Origin of the sequence: Chromobacterium phragmitis (assembly GCF_003325475.1) — a bacterium.
GTDB lineage: Bacteria > Pseudomonadota > Gammaproteobacteria > Burkholderiales > Chromobacteriaceae > Chromobacterium > Chromobacterium phragmitis.
In genome coordinates this window covers 1095801-1119303 of the sequence record NZ_CP029495.1, presented here as the reverse complement: position 1 = coordinate 1119303, position 23503 = coordinate 1095801, and the positions used below count along the sequence as shown (strand labels likewise).

Annotated in this window: 23 protein-coding genes; 8 read left to right on the top strand and 15 right to left on the bottom strand. The window is 62.5% G+C overall.

The window, feature by feature from the left end; translation table 11 throughout:
* Window positions 1-9: 9 nt before the first annotated feature.
* The 4 genes from DK842_RS05480 to arsC form a co-directional block, all read right to left on the bottom strand.
* Window positions 10-1158, bottom strand: a complete 1149-nt coding sequence (locus tag DK842_RS05480; RefSeq protein WP_114060477.1) for an EmrA/EmrK family multidrug efflux transporter periplasmic adaptor subunit — start codon at window positions 1156-1158, stop codon at window positions 10-12.
* 13 nt (window positions 1159-1171) lie between these two features.
* The gene (locus tag DK842_RS05475; protein ID WP_232538601.1) at window positions 1172-2587 is read right to left on the bottom strand and encodes an efflux transporter outer membrane subunit; all 1416 of its coding nucleotides are present in this window, start codon (window positions 2585-2587) and stop codon (window positions 1172-1174) included.
* A 96-nt stretch (window positions 2588-2683) separates the two neighbouring features.
* Window positions 2684-3184: a MarR family transcriptional regulator gene (locus tag DK842_RS05470; protein ID WP_114060474.1), complete on the bottom strand. Its 501-nt coding sequence runs from the start codon at window positions 3182-3184 to the stop codon at window positions 2684-2686.
* Window positions 3185-3415: 231 nt separating this feature from the next.
* Window positions 3416-3766: an arsenate reductase (glutaredoxin) gene (gene arsC / locus DK842_RS05465; RefSeq protein WP_114060472.1), complete on the bottom strand. Its 351-nt coding sequence runs from the start codon at window positions 3764-3766 to the stop codon at window positions 3416-3418.
* 179 nt (window positions 3767-3945) lie between these two features.
* On the opposite strand from arsC, the gene DK842_RS05460 reads away from it, so the two are divergent.
* Window positions 3946-5151 carry a multidrug effflux MFS transporter gene (locus DK842_RS05460; RefSeq protein WP_114060469.1) on the top strand — a complete coding sequence of 402 codons (1206 nt, stop codon included), beginning with the start codon at window positions 3946-3948 and terminating at the stop codon, window positions 5149-5151.
* A 3-nt stretch (window positions 5152-5154) separates the two neighbouring features.
* On the opposite strand, the gene DK842_RS05455 is transcribed toward DK842_RS05460, so the two are convergent.
* From DK842_RS05455 to DK842_RS05425, 7 genes are all read right to left on the bottom strand, one after another.
* Window positions 5155-6318, bottom strand: coding sequence for a GumC family protein (locus DK842_RS05455; RefSeq protein WP_232538600.1), 1164 nt, complete (start codon window positions 6316-6318; stop codon window positions 5155-5157).
* Between the two features lie 46 nt (window positions 6319-6364).
* Window positions 6365-8332: a polysaccharide biosynthesis/export family protein gene (locus tag DK842_RS05450; RefSeq protein ID WP_114060465.1), complete on the bottom strand. Its 1968-nt coding sequence runs from the start codon at window positions 8330-8332 to the stop codon at window positions 6365-6367.
* A 24-nt stretch (window positions 8333-8356) separates the two neighbouring features.
* A complete protein-coding gene (locus DK842_RS05445; protein ID WP_114060462.1) occupies window positions 8357-11206 on the bottom strand; it encodes a YjbH domain-containing protein in 2850 nt (949 codons plus the stop codon).
* A gap of 246 nt (window positions 11207-11452) precedes the next feature.
* Window positions 11453-11728 carry a hypothetical protein gene (locus DK842_RS23340; protein WP_168191821.1) on the bottom strand — a complete coding sequence of 92 codons (276 nt, stop codon included), beginning with the start codon at window positions 11726-11728 and terminating at the stop codon, window positions 11453-11455.
* 154 nt (window positions 11729-11882) lie between these two features.
* Window positions 11883-12824, bottom strand: coding sequence for a homoserine kinase (locus tag DK842_RS05435; RefSeq protein ID WP_114060457.1), 942 nt, complete (start codon window positions 12822-12824; stop codon window positions 11883-11885).
* A gap of 10 nt (window positions 12825-12834) precedes the next feature.
* Window positions 12835-13167, bottom strand: coding sequence for a DUF2782 domain-containing protein (locus DK842_RS05430; RefSeq protein ID WP_114060455.1), 333 nt, complete (start codon window positions 13165-13167; stop codon window positions 12835-12837).
* Between the two features lie 26 nt (window positions 13168-13193).
* Entirely contained in the window at window positions 13194-13922 is a 729-nt protein-coding gene (locus DK842_RS05425; protein WP_114060454.1) for an LOG family protein, read from the bottom strand.
* Between the two features lie 13 nt (window positions 13923-13935).
* Here DK842_RS05425 and polA point away from each other — a divergent pair, with 13 nt between their 5' ends.
* The 6 genes from polA to DK842_RS05400 all read left to right on the top strand — a co-directional run bounded on the left by polA (window position 13936) and on the right by DK842_RS05400 (window position 19825).
* Window positions 13936-16734, top strand: coding sequence for a DNA polymerase I (gene polA / locus DK842_RS05420; protein WP_114060453.1), 2799 nt, complete (start codon window positions 13936-13938; stop codon window positions 16732-16734).
* Window positions 16735-16915: 181 nt separating this feature from the next.
* Window positions 16916-17452, top strand: coding sequence for a GspH/FimT family pseudopilin (locus DK842_RS05415; RefSeq protein ID WP_168191820.1), 537 nt, complete (start codon window positions 16916-16918; stop codon window positions 17450-17452).
* Window positions 17439-17933, top strand: coding sequence for a PilV family protein (locus DK842_RS05410; RefSeq protein WP_114060449.1), 495 nt, complete (start codon window positions 17439-17441; stop codon window positions 17931-17933). Before DK842_RS05415 ends, DK842_RS05410 begins: the two co-directional genes overlap by 14 nt.
* The gene (locus DK842_RS23335; protein ID WP_168194817.1) at window positions 17911-18780 is read left to right on the top strand and encodes a PilW family protein; all 870 of its coding nucleotides are present in this window, start codon (window positions 17911-17913) and stop codon (window positions 18778-18780) included. The genes DK842_RS05410 and DK842_RS23335 overlap by 23 nt, the downstream gene beginning before the upstream one ends.
* On the top strand, window positions 18777-19406 hold the full coding sequence (locus tag DK842_RS05405) for a pilus assembly protein (protein ID WP_168191818.1): 630 nt from the start codon (window positions 18777-18779) through the stop codon (window positions 19404-19406). The genes DK842_RS23335 and DK842_RS05405 overlap by 4 nt, the downstream gene beginning before the upstream one ends.
* On the top strand, window positions 19403-19825 hold the full coding sequence (locus DK842_RS05400) for a type IV pilin protein (protein WP_114060446.1): 423 nt from the start codon (window positions 19403-19405) through the stop codon (window positions 19823-19825). Before DK842_RS05405 ends, DK842_RS05400 begins: the two co-directional genes overlap by 4 nt.
* 4 nt (window positions 19826-19829) lie before the next feature.
* On the opposite strand, the gene DK842_RS05395 is transcribed toward DK842_RS05400, so the two are convergent.
* From DK842_RS05395 to metX, 4 genes are all read right to left on the bottom strand, one after another.
* On the bottom strand, window positions 19830-21107 hold the full coding sequence (locus tag DK842_RS05395; protein WP_114063629.1) for an AmpG family muropeptide MFS transporter: 1278 nt from the start codon (window positions 21105-21107) through the stop codon (window positions 19830-19832).
* Window positions 21108-21177: 70 nt separating this feature from the next.
* Window positions 21178-21366, bottom strand: coding sequence for a YqaE/Pmp3 family membrane protein (locus tag DK842_RS05390; RefSeq protein ID WP_114060444.1), 189 nt, complete (start codon window positions 21364-21366; stop codon window positions 21178-21180).
* 25 nt (window positions 21367-21391) lie between these two features.
* Window positions 21392-21988 carry a methionine biosynthesis protein MetW gene (metW, locus tag DK842_RS05385; RefSeq protein ID WP_114060443.1) on the bottom strand — a complete coding sequence of 199 codons (597 nt, stop codon included), beginning with the start codon at window positions 21986-21988 and terminating at the stop codon, window positions 21392-21394.
* Window positions 21985-23127, bottom strand: coding sequence for a homoserine O-succinyltransferase MetX (metX, locus tag DK842_RS05380; RefSeq protein WP_114060442.1), 1143 nt, complete (start codon window positions 23125-23127; stop codon window positions 21985-21987). Before metX ends, metW begins: the two co-directional genes overlap by 4 nt.
* Before the next feature lie 163 nt (window positions 23128-23290).
* Here metX and DK842_RS05375 point away from each other — a divergent pair, with 163 nt between their 5' ends.
* On the top strand, window positions 23291-23473 hold the full coding sequence (locus tag DK842_RS05375; protein WP_114060440.1) for a protein MIGRI: 183 nt from the start codon (window positions 23291-23293) through the stop codon (window positions 23471-23473).
* Window positions 23474-23503 lie beyond the last annotated feature (30 nt).

Sequence of the window (23503 nt, the reverse complement as noted above, 5' to 3'; positions counted from 1 at the left end):
GGAGGGTCCTTACTGGCCGGCGTTGGCGGCCAGGATTTCGGCGACCAGCTTGTCGGCCTGCTTCAGGTCGGGCAGCGCGCTGTTGTTCTCGCTGGCGCGCGCGGCGGGCGCGGACTCGGCCAGCGACTTGCCGTCCTGGTTGCTGGTGTCTACTACCGCGTCCATCGACAGGCCTACGCGCAGCGGATGCTGCTTCAGGTCCTCCGGGTCCAGCGCGACGCGCACCGGCACCCGCTGCACCACCTTGATCCAGTTGCCGGTGGCGTTTTGCGCCGGCAGCAGCGAGAAGGCGCTGCCGGTGCCGGCCGACAGGCCCTGCACCTTGCCGTGGTAGACCACCTTGCCGCCGTAGAGGTCGGACTTCAGCTCCACTGGCTGGCCGATGCGGATCTTGGCCAGCTGGCCTTCCTTGAAGTTGGCGTCCACCCACAGGTGCTCCAGCGGCACCACCGCCATCAGCGGCGTGCCGGCGGCGACGCGTTGGCCCACCTGCACGTTGCGGCGGGCGATGGTGCCGTTCACCGGCGATTTGATCTCGGTGCGCTGCAGCGCGAGCCACGCTTCCTTCAGGCGGCTGGCGGCGGCTTTCACCGCCGGCTGCTGCGCCAGTTGGTCCTTGCCCACCAGCGCCAGGCCGGCCTTGGCCTGTTCCTGGGCGGCGGCCAGCGCGGCCTGGGCGGCGGCGGCGGCGGCGGCGGCGTGGCCCAGTTCCTCGGCCGACATCGCCTCGCTGCCGGCCAGCTGCTTGCGGCGCTTCAGGTCGGCTTCGGCGCGGGACAGCTCGGCCTGGCGCAGCGCCACCTGGGCATCCAGCTGCTGGCTGTTGGCCATCAGCTGGCGGGTCTGGCGCACGGTCTGGGCGAATTCGTTGCGGGCGCGCTCGAATGCGAGCTTGGCGTCGCTGTCGTCGTAGCTGAGCAGCACCTGGCCGGCCTTGACTGCCACGGTGTCGTCCACAAGCACCTTGGCGACGGTGCCGCCCACTTCCGGGGTGACTTGCACCAGGTGGCCGCCGACATAGGCGTCGTCAGTGTCTTCCTGATGGCTGAGCACCAGTGCCCAGTAGGCGCCATAGCCGATGGCGATGGCGGCGAACAGCGTGGTGGCCACCATCAGATTGCGCTTGCGGCTTTTCGCGGTTTCCAGTTTCTTGTCCATTGTTTCTGCGTCCTTAGCGGGGGGCGGGCTGCTGGTCGAAGCCGCCGCCCAATGCGGTGTTCAGGGTGGCCCAGGCCAGGCGCGCGGCCGCCTTGGCGTCGATATTGGCGGATTGCTGGCTCAGCAACGCGTCCTGCGCGTCCAGCAGCGATAGCTTGTTGACCAGGCCGGCGCGCAATCGGGCTGCCATCGCCTCATTGGCCTTGCGGCTGGACTGCAGCGCGCGGTCGGATTGTTGCAGCTGGCGTTGACTGTTCTGCCAGCCGGATACCGCGTCGGCGGCGTCGCGCAGCGCGTCGAAAACGGTCTGGTTGTATTGCTGCACCGCCATGTCGTAGCCGGCTTGCTGGCGGGCCAGATTCGACTGCAGTTGGCCGGAATGGAATAAGGGCAGGCTGATGGCCGGCATGAAGCCCCACAACGAAGACCCTCTCTTCCACAATTGGTCCAGCTCCAGCGAGCTCTGGCCGGCGAAGGCGGTCAGCTTCACATTGGGGTAGAACTCGGCGCGAGCCTCCTTGACCGAGGCGGACATCGACTCCACGCGCGCGCGTTGGGCGGCGATGTCCGGTCGGCGGCCCAGCAGATTGGCGTCCAGTCGATCCAGCGCCGGCTCCGGCGCGGCGGCGAGCTTGGCGGGGCTCGGCGCGTTTTGCTGTTCTGGACCCTGGCCGGTCAGCGCGGCCAGCGCATGGCGGCTGCGGGCGATGTCGTTGTCCAACGCGCTCTTCTGCTGTTGCAGCCGTTCGATCGACACTTCGTTGCCGCGCTGGTTGTCGCCCGGCAGCAGCCCCGCGTTGATGCGGGCCTGGGTCAGTTTCTGACGGCTTTGGGCGATGGCCAGCCGCTGCGTCAGCAGCTCGGCTTGAGCCTGGCTGCGTTGCAGCTGGGTATATTGGGCGACCACGGCCTGGGTCAGCAGCAGACGGGTTTGCTGGCCTTCGTAGGCGACGGCTTGCTGTTGGCCCAGCGCGGCGCTGACCGCGGCGTGGTTCTTGCCCCAGAAATCGAACTCCCAGCTGCCCACCAGCGCCGCGGTATAGGCGTTGATGTAGTTCTTGTCGTTATGAGGGAGCGCCTTGATCGGGTCGGCGTGGATCTGCGCCATATTGGCCATGGCGTCCAGCTGCGGCCCGTCCTTGCTTTCCACGATGCCGACGGCGGCCCGGGCCTGGCGCAGGCGCGCGGCGGCCAGTTTCAGGGAGGGCGAGTCTTGCAACGCGGCGTCTACCAGCTTGTCGAGTTCGGCGTCGTTCAATTGGCGCCACCAGTCGGCGCGGATGTTTTGCTGCGCGGAGACGGCCAGCTTGAGCTGGTCGGCGTCCGTCATGCGGTCGGGCGCGGCATCAGGGCCGAAGCTGGCGCAGCCGCTCAGCACGGCGCTGATCAGCAACACCCCGGCGGCTTGAGGCCAGGATTTCTTGTTCACCTGTCGGTCTCCATCAGTAATGCGTGATGATGATCTGGGCGTGATTAAGCATGTGATAATCACGGCAGTTATTATTTGAGCGAAAAAAGCGCAGGCTCAGCCGCCGAGCTTGCTCAGCAGCTTGCGCATCAGCCGTTCCAGTTCGGCTTTCTCATCGGGTTCGAAGTCCGACCACAGCGAGCGATGGATCTCGCGGGAATAAGGCAGCAAGCTTTCAACCAGCGCCACGCCCGCGGGCGTCAGCTCCAGCACGATCTTGCGGCGGTCCTCCACGCTGGTGGAGCGCGCGGCCCAACCGTTTTTCACCAGTTCGTCGGCGATGCGGGTGGCGTTGGTGCGCGAGGAGTCCAGCGTTTCGCTGATATCCGAGGGATTCAGCATCTGGCTCGGACAGGCGTACAGCGCCAGCAGCGCCATCCACACTGTCTCGTTCAGACCATGCTGTTTCAGGCATTCGCCCAGATGGGCGGTCAGGCGAGGCACGATGTGGAAGATCAGCCGGGTCAGGATCACTTCCTGGCGAGGAACGCCTGGAAAGCGAGTTTCGACATGGCTGATCGCCTGCTCTAACTGGGAAAAGGACTTGTTCGGACTCATTCGGCCATTTTAGTAACGTGCGGTATTATTTTGCAAGTAATAATAACCTTATTAATAAAATGTCTGGCTGAAGTGTGGCGAAATGACAATGGAGTTGTCTGGCGACGGCATCTACCAGGTTGCGACGGCGGGGCGGGAGCTTGTCCGATCAGGATGGGACCGCGCCGCCGAGGCCTTCTGACGAGCATGGCCAAGGGGGCGCGAGAAGGGGAGGAGGGGCTGCCGCCGCGCTTATTTGCCCAGCAAGCTCAGCACCTGCTCTGGCGGGCGGCCGATCACGGCGCGTTCGCCGGATACGGCGATGGGGCGCTCGATCAGATTGGGATTGTCCACCATGGCGGCGATCAGGTGCTTGCGTTCCAGCGTGATGTCGTCCAGATAGAGATCTGCGTACTCTTCCTCTTTCTGGCGCATCAGTTCGCGCGGCTCCAGGCCCAGCATGTCCAGCAGCCGGTCCAGCTCTTCATGGCTGGGCGGGTGTTTCAGGTATTCGATGACTTCGACCTCGGCGCCGGCTTCTTCAAGCAGGCTGAGGGCGGCGCGGGACTTCGAGCATTTGGGGTTGTGGTAGAGGCGGATCATATGGCTTCTCCCTTGCGATGGATCCTGAGCGGAGACGGTGCTGGCAGCATAACCCGCGCCCCATGGCTTGAGAAGGGGCGAATTCTGGCGGTGCGCAGGCTTGCCCAAGGCGACGGCCGCGGTTTGGCAAGCGGCGCGGCAAACGTTAACATGCGAACATTATCCGAGATTCCTCCGTCATGCCTCGTACCTCTCGCAATCACTTTGGCCTGGCCGTCTTGCTGGCGGCGCTGTCCACGCTGGGCCCGTTCTCGATCGACACCTTTCTGCCCGCGATGCGGGCTATCGGCGATACCTTGTCCGCGTCTCCGCTGGAAATGCAACAGGCATTGACGGTTTATCTGTTCTGCTATGCGCTGATGATGTTGTGGCACGGTTCGATTTCCGACGCCGTCGGCCGTCGGCCGGTGATACTCGCCACCACGCTGCTGTTCGGGCTGGCCTCGGTCGGCTGCGCGCTGTCAGACAGCCTGGGCGCGCTGCTGCTGTTCCGCGCGCTGCAGGGCTTGTGCGGCGGCGCTGGCCTGGTGGTGGGACGCGCCATCATCCGGGACCGGCTTGAGGGGGCGGCCGCCCAGCGCTTGATGTCGCAGGTGACCATGCTGTTCTCGCTGTCGCCGGCGATCGCGCCGGTGGTCGGCGGCTGGCTGTTCGGCGCGTTCGGCTGGCACTCCATTTTTGTGTTCATGGCGCTGGTGGGGTTCGCGCTGTTCGCCATGTGCTGGTTCGGCTTGCCGGAAACCCATCCGCGGGAGGCGAGGCAGCCGCTGCGGGCGCGCAACCTGCTGTCCAGCTACTGGCGGGTGGGCCGCACCGTCAACTTCCAGCTGCTGACGGCGGCGGTATCCTTGAATTTCGCCGGCTTCTTCCTGTATGTGCCGTCTGCGCCGGTGTTCCTGATGCAGCATCTGCATCTGGGGCCGACCCAGTTTCTGTGGCTGTTCGGTCCGGCGGTGTCGGGCATCATGTTCGGCGCGTATCTGTCCGGGCGGATGGCGGGGCACTTCTCGCCCAGAGAGATCGTGTCGCGAGGTTATGCGCTGATGTTCGCCGCCGCGTTGGCCAACCTCGCCTACAATCTGTTCGCCGCCGAACAGGCGCTGCCGTGGGCGGTGTTGCCGCTGGCGCTCTACACTACCGGCATGTCGCTGGCGGCGCCGTCTATTACGCTGAACCTGATGGATCAGTTTCCCGCCCTGCGCGGCACGGCGTCGTCCCTGCAGGGGTTTTGCCAGACCATGGTGTCCAGCCTGGTGGCCGGCGTCGTCGCGCCGTTGGCCTGGGCCAGCCCCTTGAGGCTGGCCCTGGTGATGAACGGGCTGCTAATTTTGGGCTTTGTTTGCCGGATGGGCTATCGTTGGCGCATTCGCAGCCAGCAGCACTGAGCGCTACCGGTTCTCGCTGCGAAGGGCTAGCGCGGCAGGCGCGCTTGGCGATTGGCGCCTGTTTTGCGTCAGTTGAGAATGCAGCAAAGCGCCGAGGGCGCCGACCAGAAAACCGGCCAGCACGGACAGGACCATGATGATGCTGCGTTTTGGCCTGCTCTTCAGTTCCGGCGGCACCGCTGGGTCCAGAACCTGGATCAGCGACGAATCCTTTGCCTCGTCGATTTTTGCGAGTTCGTATTGCTTGGCCAGCAGATCGAATATGGTCTCCTGATATTTGACCTCCCGCAGCCGGCGCAAGTATTCCAGCCCGCTTTGCGCCACCTTGCCGGTGGGAACCATCAGGTCGCTGCCATTGCCTTTGCCGGTTTCCAGCTTGGTCAATTGTTCCCGCAGCCCGTTGAGCTCCTGCTCCGTGCGGATGTACATGGGGTTTTGCGCGGTGGCGTAGCTGCGCATGGCCTCCAGTTGCACCTCCTTGGCGGCGACGGTGGCGCGCAGCTGCGTGATGGAGTTGACGATGACGGGGAGCTGGCCTTCCGGCTGTATCAAGCCTGTTTTTTCCTGGGTGTGCCGGAGCGCGATCTCCGCTTCGTTCAATTGCTCCTTGGTCTGCCTCAATTGCTGCTCGAAGAAAAGGCGTCGCTTGGCGGCGTCGGTGACGGCAAGAGTCTGATTGAGCTTTTTCAATTCCTCGACATAGGCGTTCGCCAGCGCGGCCGCGAACTTCGGGTCCGGATCGTCGACGCTGATGGTGATCAGACCGTCTTTGCCATTAGCGATGTTGGTCTGACCAGCCAGCGTTTGGCGGGTGCCGTCTTGCGTTTTCTGACCGTAGCGTTCTTTCAGGTGAAGCTGCTTGATCAGATGATCCTGGATGGTGCGGCTTTTAAGCATGCCGATATACAAGCCATTCGGGTTTTTCAAACCGGCCATCCCGCCCGCGGCGCCCTCCAGCCCCCCTAACTGTCCCAGCAAGGCAGACATGCCGTTGCTTTGCTGCTGCGGGGGCATGATGGAGCTGGAAGCGGTGAAGATCGGCGTGGCCGACAAGCAGTAGATCAGCGCAATCGCTCCAAACAGCGACGTGCAGGCCAGTATCCAGAGTTTGTAGCTGAGCAAGGTGGACAACAAGGCCAGCAAGTCCAGCTCATTATCAGTCCGCATGTTTGCTTCGTTCGACATTTTCATTTCCTCATGCAGGAACAGATTGTCATTTCAGGACTTTCAGACCGGCTGCGCCAAGGCCGAACTGATACAGGATGCTGGTCCATTCTTTCAGGGATTGCGTCCAGCTGCCTTTGCTGAGCTCCTCCGGAACCACGATGCTATCGCCTGGATTGACCTTCTTGCCATTCACGCTGGAGAACCAACCGCCGGAGTTGTTGCTGGTCACCGTGCCGTCCGCCCGCAATATGTAAGTGGCAGACTTGTCGCCGCTATCGCTAACGCCGCCAGCCAGTCCCAGATAGTCTCCAACAGAACGCTGGGGGCGGTAGATGAAGGCATTGGTCTGATAGACGGCGCCCAGCACATTGACCGTGCCGGGGCGGCGCGGAATTTCGATCTGGTCGCCATCTTGCAGTTCGATATCGGGCAGATCCTTTGCCTGGGCATCGGAGTCTTTCAGTTCCAGAACGATGCGGCCCTCCGCTTTGATCCCGCGCATTTTCTTTGCCAACTGCCGCTGCCCTTCGGCTTCCGCCGTGACGGCGGCGATGGTGTCCTTGTCGGTTAGCTTGGCCAATCGTATCGAGACGTTTTGTTCGAGTTCTTTTTCAAAGCGGGTAGCGACTTCATCCAGTTTTTGCTGCTGCATTGACCGTATGCTTTCTCGTTTCAGCGTGGTGGCGTAAACGTACCCGTCATCGTTCGTGCCTCCCAGTCGCATCACCAGTTGCCGCAGCGTTTCGCCGCGTCGAATTTGAAAGGTTCCGGTTTGTTTTGCCTCTCCGCCTATGGTCACGAACTCGTCGCCGCGCAGCACGCTGACAGCCTGGGCCCCTGGCACGTACAGCCGGAAGATGTCTCCGGCGCCCAAGGTGATGGCGCTCAGGCTTTGAGTGGAGTTCTGGCCGCGGAATAGATTGACGAAACGGTTATCGACGCTCTTTTCCAGCAGCAACTCTTTGCCTTCCGCGGCGGACTCCAGCCCCCCGGCCCAGCGCAGCAAGTCGCTGGCGGTTTCTCCGGGGCGGAATTCATATATGGCGGGCGTCTTGATGTCGCCGAGCAAGGCGACTCGGGGGCCGGCGGTCGGAATCTGGATGACGTCGCCGTCGCGCAGCGTCTGATCCGAAGACTTGTCGCCGTTCACCAGAATGGCGTACAGGTCGACTTTGGCTATCGGCCGCCCATCCCGCATCAGGGTGACGTTCCGCAGGCTGCCGCTGTCGTCAGGGCCGCCGGCCCTTAATACGGCATTGAACAACGTGCTCATCGCATTCAGCGTATAGCTGCCCGGTTGGCGGGCATGGCCTACCACGTAGACTTGGACCGCCCGGCTTTGCAACAGGCTGACGCTGAGGTCGAAATTGTTGAAGACGCGGCTGACGCTTTTTTTCAGCGTGGCTTGCAGATCGCGGTAGTGGACTCCTGCGACGGAAATGCTTCCGACGCGGGGCAAATAGATCGTTCCATTGCGATCTACGGTGAGGGTGAGGTCGATGTCCACCATGCCCCAGCCTTTGACCTGCAACTGGTCGCCGCTGCCGATTACGTAGTCAGGATTGACCTGGACCGCGTCCGGCGCTTCGAAGCGGTTGCTGGGCGCACGAAACAATTTGCTGCCGAACATGGGCAGGATCTGGTCGGTCGCTTTTTGCACATAGGAGGGGAAGGGCGGCAGCTTGGGTTTGCCATCGAGCGGATTGATCGCATAGCCGTTTTCGTCCAAACGGATCAAGGGCTGTTGTTGCGAGTTGTAGGGATTATTCTGCTGGCGAGCATTTTGCTGGCCCTTGTCCATCGTCTGGGACGGCTGCGTCGCATTCATCGGCATGCTGTTGATGGATGGCTGACCATTGATGTTGTCGGTCTCATAACCGGGCATATTGGGGCTGGGATAGTTGACCGATCCATCATTGGTCCCGGAGGTCGCGGCCAATAGGCTGGCGCTGCTTGCCAATAGCCATAATCCAAGAAGAGGTCGGCTATACGATTTCAGGATGTTGGCAGTCATGTGCGGGGTTCCTGTTGTTCGGACTTATCGGATGGGGACATCGATTTGCACGCCAACCTGTTGGGGCGTGGCGATCAATTTGCTGCGGTAACGGGAATCGTCGCGTTGGGATTGCCAGAGCCAACTGCCCATAGCATACCCGAGCAGCCCCCCAACGGTGATGTCGGACAGCCAGTGATCGCGGCTGGCGATGCGGCCGACCGAGCCAAGCGCGGCAGCGCCGTATAGCCAGGGTTGATCGTATTCCTTGGCGAAAGGCGTGACGGACGCGAATAGAACCGCAGAGTGATTGGAGGTGAAGCTGCTTTGCAGCCGGGACTCGCCGGCGGCTTGCTTGCGCCATGGGCTGTCGCTGCTGCTGGGGCGCGCTCGATTGGCAGCCAGCTTGAGGACCGAGCTTCCCGCGACTGCGGCTACGCTGGACTCGAGCGCAATGAGCCCGGTATTGCTCAGCCTCTCGTCTCCAAGCGCGAATGCGGCGCCGGACAAGGCGATGCTGGCGATGGGGAGGTTCTTGCCCCATTTCCCCCATTCTTTGACTGCGCGATTGTCTTGATGATTGTCGAACGCGCGGTTGACCGGTTTGTCCAGTCCGATTGCGGCCAGGGAGACGACGGAAGCCGCGGCGAGCGCCGCGGTTTTGTCATCCATTTCAAGCCAGTGGTTGCCGCTGTCTTCCAATCTAAGCTTGATCGTTGGCCATGGGTGATAACTGGGCAGCGGCGGTGTCACTGCCGGCAATGCCTGCTCATCCGCTCGCTCCGCGAAATTTCCCAGCCCATCATAGCTGTCGATGTCGCGTTTCGGATTGCTGAGGATTTCGTATAGATCGCCCGGCGTCATCACCATTTGCCCGACGTCTCGGGTCCATGGCGACAGCGAAAAATCTCCGACGGTTTTGGTATCGAATGTCAGCAGGCTATTGATGGGAATGGTGAGGAAAAGTCCTTTATCGCTATAGGGCTTGCTGGGCGTGCCTGGGGAGGTAATATCATTGCCATTGGTTTTGGTGTACCAGAAACCGGCCTCTATGCCTGAGCGGAAACGGCGCTTTAACTCCATGCGCACGCCATCGTCCTTTGCCAGAAAACGGCCGGCGCGCAGGGTGGCGGTGACGCCCATCGGCAATTGGTAATGCAGTGATGCCAAGGCTGAGATGGTTTGATAGTCCCGCTTGCCGAACCATCCATTCACGTCGCGTTGCTGCAAGGCGTCTACGTTTAGATCTACCGCCCAATTCTTGATGTTTGGATAATAGAGGACCTGCCCTCCTACGCCTCTGAACATTTCTTCATATAGACCCGCGGAGACCCTGGCATAGGTATTAGGCGACAGGGTCATATACTGATTGAGGAGAAGTCGATTCAGCTTGGGGGCTTTGACTCGCTTGTAGTCCGCAATATCGGAACGCACGTGCGGGAGCAGGCTGTTCGAAGGCTGCTTGACCGCTGTGATGGTATTGTACAGATCTACATTTAAGGCGCTATCTAAATACAGGCCTTTTGCAAGTCTGCGTTTATAATTGGCTTCTGCCATTATATCGTAATGAAAGGCGCCACTAGGATCATTGAAATAGAAGCCCATTTTAGGGGCGAGATGGAAGCGATTGTCCTCGGTGTCATCGCTTGTAACCTGAATCAGGTCGCCTTCCCGATTTGTCAATAAATTGACATCTATGCCCTCCCGCAAAGTCAAGGCAAGCGTTTGACTGTCTAGAGGCTTGATTTCTTCGTCCCGACCGGACTTGATGCTGACCGTTTGCAGGAAACGGTCACGGTCAATTTTTCCTAGGAGATAGTCATTCAGTATGGGCAGGTCATAGAAATTGTATGTGGCGATCGGCTGTTCCAGTTCGGTATAGACGACTCGGATCTCACGGGTTTCCAATGGGGAAAAGTACAAAGCGGTGCGTACCGCACGTCCGACTGTTCTGCCTACATTTGAAATTCTGCTATTGCCCAGTTCCATTACCAAGCTGTCTTTTTGCATGGAAATGCGGATGTTCTTGAAGTCCTGTTTCCCTAATGCAGTGGCCAGCGCTTTGGCGCTGTCAGGCGAACGACGCCACTCAGTCAGGCTGGGGCGGGCTGGCAAGTCTGATTCGCCGGTAAAATAAGGCGGCTCCTGAATTTTGGGGACGAACTCTTTCCAGTTGAGTGGAATGTCGATCCTCGCATTGATACTGGAGTGGGTCTTTTGCCGGGCAATTTGCAAGCCTAGCCAGCCCCATTGATATTCCAAACCAACAGCAAGCCCTTTTTCTCTTTGCGCGGCAGCGGTCTGGCTGGAGAACGGATCGGTTCGATAGTTGTTGGCGTCGTATTCGGCAATCAGCGACCAATTGGGCAAGGCTTGGGGAGTAAATCGCACACCGCCGAATGCGCCTTGGATGCGATCCTTCCCATAGCCAAGAGAGGCTTCCAGATTGGGAAGCATGTTTTTACTGGCTACCAGATACGTGCCTTTCCAAAGGCGCGTGCCTTGGATGTCGGTGGCGCCTAGCGAGATTCCAGGCAACCATTTTGATTCATCCCAAAGCTTGAACTTCAAGTCTATTGTTTTGTCTTTATAGCGGCCATACGCGCCGCCATATTGCTGATCGCTAAAACCAGCAATCCCGGAAATGGAGGTATAACGGCCAGACACCTCAAGCCAAGGAAGAGCGGTGATCGAGGTCCAAAGGATGCCGTAAGGCTTGTCGTAGCCGTAGCCAAAGCTGAAGGTGCCGTCATCGCCGACTCGGGCCGACGGCATATTGATATAGCCGATTTGTCCTGTCAGCGATGGCTGAGCCAGCGCACCGCACGCGAAGAGAAGCGGCAGCCCTCCTTGTAATATCCCCGTAACCAGATGGTAGCTGGATTTATTATGCATTCACTGCAGTCCGAACTGGATGTAGCTGAAGCTACTTATATGCGCGCCAACACTGATGGCGGGCCCCCAAATTTCAAAGCTGAAGAGTGCTGCTTGTTTTTGTAGATATTTTGTTTGGGTTTGGCGTGCTCTCGCCATTCATGGCTGAGATGCCAAGTGAATTTAAAGATCTGTTTGACGGACAAGCCAAGCAGCCCGGTTTGAGTACCGGCTTGCTTGGCTTGGGGATAATGCCCAACAGGTGTTTTAGTGGTGCGTCGTTGAGGAGTGGCTCGACGAAGAGTTGGAGTTGCTGGAGACGGCAACAGCAGCGGCGACAGCAGCGCCGATGGCGGCAACAGTGCCGATCCCGATGCCGGCGACACCCGCGACGCCAGCGCCGGCGGCTCCCGCGCCGGCGGCGCCCGCGGTGCCCGCGCCAGCAGAACCGGCGGAACCAGCGGCGCCAGCTTCTTCAGCGGCGAGAACCGGGGTGGCCAGCATGGAAATCAGAAGGCAAGCGGAGATTTTTTTCAGCAGCATGGTGAACCCTTTGCTCAAGTTGAACGATGGAAATTCGCTGACAGCCACTACTTCAGCTTTGATGTTATGTGATTTTTCACATTTTTCAAGTCTGAGGAGATGACGTTATCGTGAATTCTCGATACGGCTTGCGCAATGATGCTTTTGGCCAGTATCAGCCTAGCCAGAAGTCCTGGCGTTGCCGATGCGCTTGCAGCAGCCGTTGAAACACCATCGGGTCCTTGGTGTAAGTCAGTTCGCCACTTGCCGGTTGATACAAATCCTGAAGGCGGGAGACCCAGAACCGCAGCGCCGCGGCCCGCAGCATGACAGGCCAGCAGCTGCGCTCAGCCATTTCCAGTGGACGTTCCGACTGGTAGCCTTCTAGGAAGATTCTTGCCCGGTTGTCATCCATTTCTCCATCGTCGAGGCGGGCCCAGTCGTTGACCGCGATAGCGACGTCGTACAGCAGTATGTCGTTGCAGGCGTAGTAAAAATCAATGAAGCCGCTGATGTGGTTTCCATCCAACAACACATTGTCGCGGAACAGGTCCGCGTGTATGACGCCGCTGGGCAGATGATCAAAACGGTGGGCGTCCTGATACTGGATTTCCTCGCGCAGCAGCGCGGCCTGGTCCTCGGGAAGTCGCGGATACAGCTGTTGGGCTGTCCGGCTCCACCAGCTGGGGCCGCGGGGATTTTTCATCAGCAAGGGGAAGGTGGCCCCGGCTTTGTGCATTTGGGCGAGCGTTTCGCCGACAGCACGGCATTGCTCGGCGCTGGGGGCGTCGACATCTGCGCCTGACAGGCAACTGACAAGGCATGCAGGCTTGCCTGCGAGCAGGGAGGCGAAGCGGTCGGAGTGATCGGCGACCGGCGCCGGGCAGGCCACGCCGTGCTTGGCCAGATGGCTCATCAGCGTCAGGTAGTAGGGCAGCTCTTTCAGTTGCAGTGTTTCGAACAGCGTCAGCACGTAGCGGCCATGCGTGGTGGTGACGAAATAGTTGGTATTGGTGATTCCGGCTGCTATGCCCTGCAAATCTATCAATTGCCCCAGCGCGTAGCCCTGCAGCCAGTGTTCCAGCGATTCCCGGCTGACCGTGGTGTAAACCGACATGCCGCCTCCGTCAGAATCGAACCAGGACCCAGCGGGGGACCACGATGCGGGTGGCGGGATCGATCTGCCTCATGGTGCCGGAGCCGTTGTCGTCAATCAGGTAATAGGGCACGCCGTGGGACGGCGTGACCTTGACCATGTAGAGCTGGCCGTTCAGCCGGTATTCCTCGATCTTCTCGTCGCCTTTCTGGATCAGACGCACTTCCGGTTCCGGCTCCGCGGCGTTGGAAGGGCTGATGGTCGGCGGCGGCGGCACTACCGCCTTGGGGGGGGCGGCGGGGCTTTCCGCTGCCAGGGCGGGCGTCAGCGGCAGGAGAAGGAGCAATAGGGAGAGGCGGCGCATGATTTATCCTTTTTGGTATGCGGCGATTACAAGTTGAGCAGTTGTTCGCGTTCTTCGGGCAACGCGTCGAAGCCGCGGGTTTCGTAGTGTTTGAAAATGGTGTCGACGATTTGCTGCGGATCGTCGATCAATTGGATCAGGTTCAGATCCTCAGGGTTGATCATGCCCTCGCTGACCAGCCGGTCCTTGACCCAATCCAGCAGGCCGGCCCAGAACTCGTGGCAGCACAGGATGATGGGAATCTTGCGGCTCTTGCCGGTCTGGATCAGCGTCAAGGCTTCAAACATCTCGTCCAGCGTGCCGAAGCCGCCGGGCATGACCACGTAAGCGATGGCGTGTTTGACGAACATCACCTTGCGGCTGAAGAAGTGATTGAACTTGACCGCCAGATCTTGGTACTCATTGGGTTTTTGCTCGTGCGGCAGCACGATGTTGAGCGCAACGGACGGACTTCTGCCGTAGAATGCCCCCTTGTTGGCGGCCTCCATGATGCCGGGACCGCCGCCGGATATCACCGAGAAGCCGGAGTCGGACAGGCGGCGGGCCACGTCTTCGGTCAGTTTGTAGTACTTGTGGTCGCGCGGGGTGCGCGCGCTGCCGAATATGCTGACGGCCGGCGTGATGCCTTGCAGTTCCTCGGCCGACTCGACAAACTCCGACAGTATCTTCATCACGTGCCAGGCTTCGCGCGAACGAAAGCGCTGCATCATGGCGTGACGATCGCTGGTCTGCGGTAACTTATCGGACAAGCTCATACTTCTGCCTCTTATGAAAACATTGTTATTGATCGACGGCTCTTCTTATTTGTACCGCGCCTTTCACGCGATGCCCGATTTGCGTTCTCCGGATGGCCGCCCGGTGGGGGCTGTCTATGGCATGGTCAACATGCTCAGGCGGCTGGAGAAAGAGGTTGAGTTCGATTATAGCGCCTGCGTCTTCGACGCGAAGGGCAAGACTTTCCGCGACGACCTGTACCCCGAATACAAGGCCAACCGCCCGTCGATGCCCGAGGAGCTCGCTTCCCAGATTACGGCGGTCCACGACGTGGTGCAAGCTTCCGGCTGGCCGATGCTGGCGGTGCCGGGCGTGGAGGCCGACGACGTGATCGGCACGCTGGCGCGCCTGGGGGCGGCGGCCGGCATGAAGGTGATCGTCTCCACCGGCGACAAGGACATGGCGCAGCTGGTGACGGCGGACGTCACTCTTGTCAACACCATGACCAACGAGCTGCTGGACGAAGCCGGGGTGAAGGAAAAATTCGGGGTGCCGCCGAACCGGATCATCGACTACCTGACCCTGATCGGCGACAAAGTGGACAACGTGCCCGGCGTCGACAAGTGCGGGCCGAAGACCGCGGTGAAGTGGCTGGAGGAGTACGGCAGCCTGGACGCCATCGTCGCCCAGGCCGATAGGGTCGGCGGCAAGGTGGGCGAGAACCTGCGCGCGGCGCTGGACTGGCTGCCGATGGGCAGGCGGCTGATCACCATCGATTGCGAGGTGAACCTAGCGACGGACCTGCCGCATGGCCTGCCGGGCCTGCAGCATGGGCAGAAAGACAAGCCGCGCCTGGCCGAGCTATTCCAGGACCTGGGTTTCCGCACCTTCTACCGCGAGGTGACCGCGGGCTCGGAGATGCCGGCGGTCGCCCAGCGCGGCGAGGACGCGCCGGCCGCCCCGCGCGGCGATCAGGCCCAGGGCGACATGTTCGCCGAGCCGGCCGCCGCGCCATCGGCCCAAGCCGTCCCGGCTGAAGGCGCGCTGGCGCGCCATTACGAAACCATTCTCACCGACGCGCAGCTGGATGCCTGGCTGGCCAAGCTGGCGGCAGCCAAGGTGGTGTCCTTCGACACCGAAACCACCAGCCTGGACCCAATGCAGGCGCGCATCGTCGGCGTCAGCTTCTCGGTGGAGGCCGGCCAGGCTGCCTACCTGCCGCTGGGACACCATTACGCCGGCGCGCCGGAACAATTGCCGCTGGACGCTGCCCTGGCCAGGCTGAAGCCGTGGCTGGAGGACGCCCGCCAGAAGAAGTGCGGACAGAACCTGAAGTACGACAGCCACGTGCTGGCCAATCACGGCATCGCCCTGCGCGGCATCGTCGATGATTCGATGTTGGCCTCCTACGTGCTGGAAAGCCACCAGCGCCACAATATGGACGACCTGGCGCGCCGCCATCTGGGAGAGGACACCGTCAGCTACGAGGACATCTGCGGCAAGGGCGCCAAGCAGATCGGTTTCGGCGAGGTGGACGTCGACATCGCCGCCAATTACGCGGCCGAAGACGCCGACATCACACTGCGCTTGAACCAGCACTTCGCCGGCCAATTGAGCGGCGATCTGGAAAAGGTCTACCGCGACATCGAGCTGCCGGTGGCCGAGGTGTTGTTCAAGATGGAACGGCATGGCGTGCTGATCGACCGCGACAAGCTGGCCGCGCAGAGCCACCAGCTGGGCAGCCAGATGCTGGAGCTGGAGGAGCAGGCTTACGAATTGGCCGGCCAGCCTTTCAATCTGAACTCGCCCAAGCAGCTGCAGGAAATCCTGTTCGGCAAGTTGGCGATCCCGACCAAGGGGGTCAAGAAGACGCCGAGCGGCGGTTATTCCACCGACGAGTCGGTGCTGGAACAACTGGCGCTGGACCACCCGTTGCCCAAACGCATCCTGGAATACCGCGGGTTGGCCAAGCTGAAGTCCACGTATACCGACAAGCTGCCGACGCTGATTTATCCACAGACCGGCCGCGTGCACACGACTTATGCACAGGCGGTGGCGATCACTGGCCGTTTGTCCAGCAACGATCCCAATCTGCAGAACATCCCGGTGCGCACCGCCGAGGGCCGCCGCGTGCGCGAAGCCTTCATCGCGCCGGCCGGCTGGCAGATCGTGTCGGCCGACTATTCGCAGATCGAGCTGCGCATCATGGCCCACCTGTCCGACGACGAGGGCATGCTGAAGGCCTTCGCCAGCGGCGAAGACATCCACCGCGCCACCGCGGCGGAGGTGTTCGGCGTCGATCTCGGCGCGGTCACGTCGGACCAGCGCCGCGCGGCCAAGGCGATCAACTTCGGCCTGATCTACGGCATGAGCGCGTTTGGCCTCGCCGCCCAGCTGGACATCGAGCGCAGCGCCGCCCAGCAGTACATCGACCGCTACTTCATGCGCTACCCGGGCGTGGCCGAATACATGCAGACCACGCGCGAGAAGGCGCGCGAGCAGGGCTACGTGGAAACCGTGTTCGGCCGCCGCCTGTATTTGCCAGACATCAAGCTCAGCAATCCGGGCCGCCGCGCCGGCGCCGAACGCGCGGCGATCAACGCGCCGATGCAGGGTACCGCGGCCGACCTGATCAAGCTGGCGATGATCGCGGTGCAGGACTGGCTGGAACGTGACGGTTTGCAAAGCAAGCTGATCATGCAAGTGCACGACGAACTGGTGCTGGAGGTGCCGCAGGCCGAGCTGGAGCGGGTCAAGCGCAAGCTGCCTGAGATCATGGCCGAGGCGGCCAAACTCAAGGTGCCGTTGCTGGCCGAGGTCGGTTTCGGCGATAGCTGGGAAGCTGCGCACTGAGCACGGCTGTGTTCCACCCGCCAACGGCGCCTTCGGCGCCGTTTTGTTTTTGCATCGTTTGCAACCTGCTCTTTGGGCATGAGCCGGGAACCTCCGCCTCCTGCTTTGGTACAGGCGTGCGAGAGGTGGCCCGGAGCCGCCTTCCAAACTGAAACTTCCATATGCGGGAATGGAGCGGGAGATGAGCGGATCGCGTCATGCCGGTTTGACCCTGCTGGAAATGATGGCGGCGCTGGCGGTAGCCGCCATCGGGGCCAGCCTGGCTTTGCCAGACCTGGGACGGATGGTGGAGCGGCAGCGCTTGCGCAGCCACGCCATGGCCCTGACGGGAAGCTTGCGGCATGCGCGGGGCGAGGCCTTGAGGCTCAATCGGCCGGTCTTCCTGTGCGCGGCGAATCTGAAAGTGAACCGCGAACTGCAAGGTTGTCAGCCAGCCTTGGGAGGAGCCCGCCAGAGTTGGCCGGAGGGCGCGCTGATCTATGCCGATCAGGGGGCCGCCAATGGCTACTACGATAGCGGCGAGCGATTGAGCCTGGCGATGTTCGATGGCGAGCATGTCCAGGTGTTCGCGTCGGCGCGTCAATTGTCCTGGACGCCGGAGGGGCGGCTCAGGCAGCCGCAGCGTTTTCAATTGAAAGGACGCAGCCAGTGTCTGGATTTGATGGTGGAGGCGACTGGAAGGGTATGGCAGGGAGAGGTGAGGAATGATTGCGGGTGAGCGCGGGTTCAGCCTGGTCGAAGCGCAGGTGGCGCTATTGATTTGGGCATTGGCGGTGCTGGCGCTTGTTTCCGTCCAGGCCAAGTCGTTGTCGCAGGCGAGGGACTCGGAGTTCGGCGGCCGGGTCGGAGATGCCGTGGCCGCTTTGGCCAGCGCCATCCAGGCCAGTCCGGAAAGCGTTTGGCCGCACTATCTGGAAGGCGGCTACGACGACCACATGTCCGGGGGCGACTGCCTGACGGCATGTTCGGCGCAACAGTTGGCCGATGCGGCCTTGTTCCGTTTCAAGCGGGCCTTGCAAGCCGAGGGAAGAAGCGTGCGGGCCCGCGGCATCGTTTGCCGCGGCGACAGCAAGGTCAGGCCCACCTTGGCGAATGCCGGTTGCGACGGCAAAGGCGAATGGGCGGTGCGCGTCGCCTGGCGCGCCCGTCTGGGCGGCAAGTGGCTGGAGCATGCCGGTGTCTGGCCGCTGCGACCTTAGGCGGCAACAGGGCATGACGCTGCTGGGCATGTTGATTGCCGCTGCGCTTGCCTCATTGGTGTTTGCGCTATCGCTGACAGCGCTGATCACGGTGCTGCAGGGCGCGAGGACCGTCGAACACAGGATGAGCCGGACACAGGATGCGCGATGGGTGCTGCGGCTGCTGGCGCGGGACCTGTCCGCTCATGGCCGGCTCGGATGCAAGTCCCTGCCATGGCTCCCAAGCGACTTTTCTGCGGGAGAGTGGCGGCTGCGTTTGCCGGGGCGGGAGCTTGGCGTTATCCGGGCATTGAGAGTGGGCGACAGCCTGGAAGGCATGCAGTTGATGAAACAGGCGCCGGAAACCTGGCGGCAATGGCGCCGCGTCTGGCTGGGAAGTTGCGGCAGCGGTCGAATGCTGGACGGAAGCGGGGCGCAATGGCGAGGAGACTCCGATGCGCCTGAGCTGCGCCTGACTCCGGCCTTGCCCTTGTCGCCGCGGGAGGATGGCGTGCATCTGCCCTCGATGCAACTGTGGCTTCCTCGCGAGCGCCGTTATCGCCTGGAGGCGGTCGGGCGTGGATACCGCCTGCTGGTGCGCGATTGGGAGGGCGGTTTGTCGGATGGCGAGGAGAGGCTGGTTCTGGACGGAGTGAAGCGCATGGAACTGAGGTTATTGGAACGACAGGGCTGCGGCGAGACCGCGCGATGGAGCTGGCGTGCGCCGGGATCCTGGCCTGCCGGCCAAGTTCCGCAAGCGGCCAGGCTGAGTCTGGAATGGTATCCGGACGACAGGGAAACTCCGGTCAGCCAATTGGAGCTGGAGTTGGCGCTGGATGCCGCGCCTGTCTGCGGAGCGGCACGGTGAGCCGGCAGGCTGGAGGCGCGCTGCCGCTGGTATTGTCGTTGCTCGCGTTGGTGAGTTTGCTGGTGTTGTCTTCATCGCGGCAATTGGAGTCAGTCGGCAGGCAAGCCGACAATGCCGAAGACAGACAGCGAGCGGAGACTCAGGCGCGGCAGGCGCTGCTCGGCGCCGAGCAGTGGGTATGGCGATTGGATCGCCGTCTGGCGCTGGCGGCCGCCGATCCGGACAAGCTGTATGGCGAGGGCCGGCTGTTTCCGCCCAGTTGCGATGGCGCGGAGGGGAAAGGTCTGTGCGAGCCCAGGGAGCCGCCGCACCGGCGCCGCGTCAATGATCAGGATTTGTTGCATCCCTGCGGCAATAGCCGCGAATACGCGCTGTCTCCCGGCGGCCCGCAGACAGGCTGTCCGCAGCGGGTGCGAGGCGGCGCGTTTGGCTGGTGGAATCCCCGCTACGTGGTAGAGCTGATAGATCCGCGTTTCGGCGATGCCGCCAGGGATCGTCTGTACCGCATCACGGTGCGGGCCTGGGGGCGGCAGCCGCAGAACGCTGTGACGCTGCAAAGCTGGTATCGGGTCGGAGAGGAGGCGGATGAAGGGCGGCGGCTGGATTGGCGGGAGGTGGAGGAATGAGGCGGCGAGGCGGCTTTACCTTGACCGAGCTGGTTGTCTGCATGGCCATCCTGGCGGTATTGCTGGCGTTGGCGGTGCCGGGATACAGTCAGCATCTGCAGCGGGCCCGATTGGCGGAAGCCAGGGCGGCTTTGTTGGAAAACGGCCATTACATGCAGCGTTGGTACCAGCTGCGCGGCGGATATCATCAGGAGGGGACGCTGTCCTGGCCGCAGCTGCCGGTGCTGGAGACCGGCGCCTTCGTGATCGGCTTCAGCAGCCTGGCGCCGTCCTCGGAAAATCTGGATCAGGCCAGCTTCATCATCGAGGCCAGGCCCAAGACGGGCTCTGGCCTGGAGGAGTGGCTGCTGAAGCTGGACCAGGACGGCAATATCCGCCAGTGCCGGCAGGAGAGCGGCGTTGAGAACTGCCGGATGTAGCCGTTCAGGCTTTCTCTGGCAGCGGATCGTCTCCCCAGGGGGCGACCCGAGCCAGCAACATCATGCCGGGCAGCGCCAGCGCCGTGCACAGGAAGAAGAACGAGGTCCAGCCCACCGAGTCGACGATATAGCCGGTGGCGGCGTTGGCCAGCGTGCGCGGCACCGCCGCCAGACTGGTGAACAGCGCGAACTGAGTCGCGGTATAGGCCGGATGGGTGCTGCGGGCGATGAAGGCGACGAAGGCCGCGGTGCCCAGGCCGACGCCCAGCGCCTCGAAGCCTATCACCACCGCCAGCATGGACAGTTCCGCTGCGCCCACGCTGTCGAAGCGGCCGTAGCTGGACAGCCAGGCGAAGCCCAGAATCGACACCACCTGCACCACGCCGAAGGCCCACAGCGCGCGGTTGATGCCCAGCTTGATCATCCACAGGCCGCCCAGCAGGCCGCCTATCACCGCCGGCCACAGCGCCGCGTGCTTGGCCACCAGGCCGATCTGCGACTTGGCGTAGCCCATGTCGAGATAGAACGGCGTGGCCAGCGAGGTGGCCATGCTGTCGCCCAGCTTGTACAGGAAGATGAAGCCCAATATCCACAGCGCGCCTTGCCAGCCCTGGCGGGTGAGGAATTCGTGGAAGGGCTCCACCACCGCCTCGCGCAGCGTTTTCGGGCTGCCGGGCGCCTGAGCGGGCTCCTTCACCATCAGCGTCATCAGCGCGCCGGGCAGCATGAACAGCGCTGTGACCACGAAGACGCTGCCCCAGTCCAGATGGTCGGCCAGGATCAGCGACAGCGAGCCCGGCACCAGGCCGGCCAGCCGGTAGGCGTTGATGTGGACGGTGTTGCCCAGGCCTAGCTGGACGTCGCTGAGGATCTCGCGGCGGAAGGCGTCCAGCACGATGTCCTGGCTGGCGGAGAAGAAAGCCACGGTCAGCGCCAGCCCGGCGATGCTCCAGATGTCTTGCCGCGGATCGAACAGGCCCAGCAGCGCCAGGCTTCCCAGCAGCGCCAGCTGGGTGGCCAGCATCCAGCCGCGGCGGCGGCCCAGCAGCGGCAGCGCGTAGCGGTCCAGCAGCGGCGACCACAGGAATTTCCAGGTGTAGGGCAGGCCGATCAGCGCGAACAGGCCGATGGATTTGAGATCGACGCCCTCGCTGCGCAGCCAGGCCGGCAACAGGTTGATCAGGGTGTACAGCGGCAGGCCGGAGGCGAAGCCGGTGAACACGCAGACGAGCATGGTGCGCGAGAACACGTCGCGCCGCCAATGGATGGTGGCCAGGGTCATGTGCTTGTTGTGCTTGTGGTGGAAGGAGCGCCCGCGGCGGACGCGGGCGGAGGGCGGGTTGAGCGCGGCGTCAGCGCCGCAGCGCCCGCTCAATTTTCTGATCGGTCTTGTATTGACTCAGCGCGTACACCGACCACAGCGCGGCAGGCAACCAGCCTATCACGGTCAGTTGCAATAGCAGGCAGAACAAGCCGGCGAATGGCCGGCCTATGGTGAAAAACTGCAGCCAGGGCAGGAAAATGGCCAGCAACAGGCGCATGCGTCTCTCCTTGTGCGAGGCGGAATCAGCCGCGCGCCACCCGGTAGAAGGCCAGGCTGCCGCGCAGATTAGGCAGCAAGGATACCCGCTTGCCCTTGTCCATGACCACCCTCTGAACCACTCGGATGCCGTTCTTGGCGCAGAGTTCCTCGAAGTCTCCCAGCATGCACCAGTGGATGTTGGGGGTGTCGTACCACTGGTAGGGGATGGTGTCGGATACCGGCATATGGCCCTTCAGGATCTGCAGCCGGTTCTGCCAGTAGCCGAAATTGGGGAAGGTGACGATGGCCTCGCGGCCGACGCGCAGCATCTCGTTGAGGATGGCCTCGGTGTGCCGCATCGCCTGTATCGTCTGCGACAGCACCACGTGGTCAAAGCGGTGGTCGCCGAAATCGGCCAGGCCGCTTTCCAGATCGCCCTGCACCGCGTTGACGCCGGCGGCGACGCAGCGCACCACGTTGGCGACGTCGAAGTCCACGCCGTAGCCGCGGATATGCTTGTCTTGTTGCAGCGCGGCCAGCAGTTGGCCGTCGCCGCAGCCCAAATCCAGCACCCGGCTATGGGGGGAGATCCAGTCGGCGATCAGTCTGAGGTCGGGGCGGAGCGTGTGGGCGGCGCTCATGCGTTCACCTCCTTGGCCACGCGGTCCAGGTAGGCGCGCATCAGGTCCACGTATGGTTGGTCGGTCATCAGGAAGGCGTCGTGGCCGTGCGCCGATTCGATTTCGGCGTAGCTGACGCGCTTGCCGGCGGCGATCAGCGCTTGCACCGTCTCGCGCGAGCGTTCTGGCGAGAAGCGCCAGTCGCTGGTGAAGCTGGCTAGCAGAAACTGCGCCTGCGCCGGCTTCAGCGCGGCGGCCAGGTCGCCGCCATGGGCGGCCGCGGGGTCGAAGTAGTCCAGCGCCTTGGTCATCAGCAGATAAGTGTTGGCGTCGAAGTAGTCGGAGAACTTGTCGCCTTGGTAGCGCAGATAGCTTTCGATTTCGAATTCCACGTCGTAGCCGAAGCGGTATTCGCCGGAGCGCAGCATGCGGCCGAATTTCTCGCCCATGCCGTCGTCGGACAGATAGGTGATGTGGCCCAGCATCCGCGCCAGCCTGAGGCCGCGGCGGGGGATGGTGCCCTGCTGGTAGAAGTCGCCGCCGCAGAAATCGGGGTCGGTGAGGATGGCTTGGCGCGCCACGTCGTTGAAGGCGATGTTTTGCGCCGACAGCTTGGGCGCGGAGGCGATCACCAGCGCGTGGGCGACGCGGTCGGGGTAGGCGACGCTCCAGTGCAGCGCCTGCATGCCGCCCAGCGAGCCGCCGATCACCGCCGCCCAGCGCTCAATGCCCAGGCGGTCGGCCAGCCGCGCCTGCGCGTTGACCCAGTCCGGCACCGTCACCACCGGGAAGGCCGAGCCCCAGGGCTGGCCAGTGGCCGGGTTGACGCTGGACGGGCCGGTGCTGCCGTGGCAGCCGCCCAGATTGTTGACGCCGACGACGAAGAAGCGGGCGGTGTCTATCGGTTTGCCGGGGCCTATCATATTGTCCCACCAGCCGGCCGTTTTCTCATCGGCATGGTGGCGGCCGGCGACGTGATGATGGCCGGACAGCGCGTGGCAGATCAGGATGGCGTTGCTCTTGTCGGCATTGAGCTCGCCATAGGTTTCAAAGCGCAGCTGGTAGCCGGGCAGCGCGGCGCCGCTGGCCAGCGGCAGGGGGACATCGAACGCGGCATCCTGGGGCGCGACGATGCCTACCGAACAATGGGTGTCGGTCATCAGTGGGTTGCCTCTTCGTATTTGTCCGCGCCCGCCGCCCTCTGCCGGGGCATGTCGTGACGCGGTCTCCTGCGGCTACCGGTTGATTATATCCATAACATAAGCTTGCGCGGGAGTATGGCGCGCCGGGATAATCGGCCGGGTCCCCGCCACGGTCCCCATCATGTTCGGACGCCTGTTCAAATTCTTCGTGCTGTGCCTGCTGGCCTGGGCGGTCGCCCGCTGGTTCCTCAAGCCCAGCCAGCGCCGCAACGTGCACGAGCTCGTCTCCGCGCTGGCCATCGCGCTGCTGGTCAGCGCCGGCCTGTTCTGCGCGCTGTACTGGCTGGGCTGGCGCAACATCTGAATCGACAAGTCCTTGATCCGGCGCATTTTG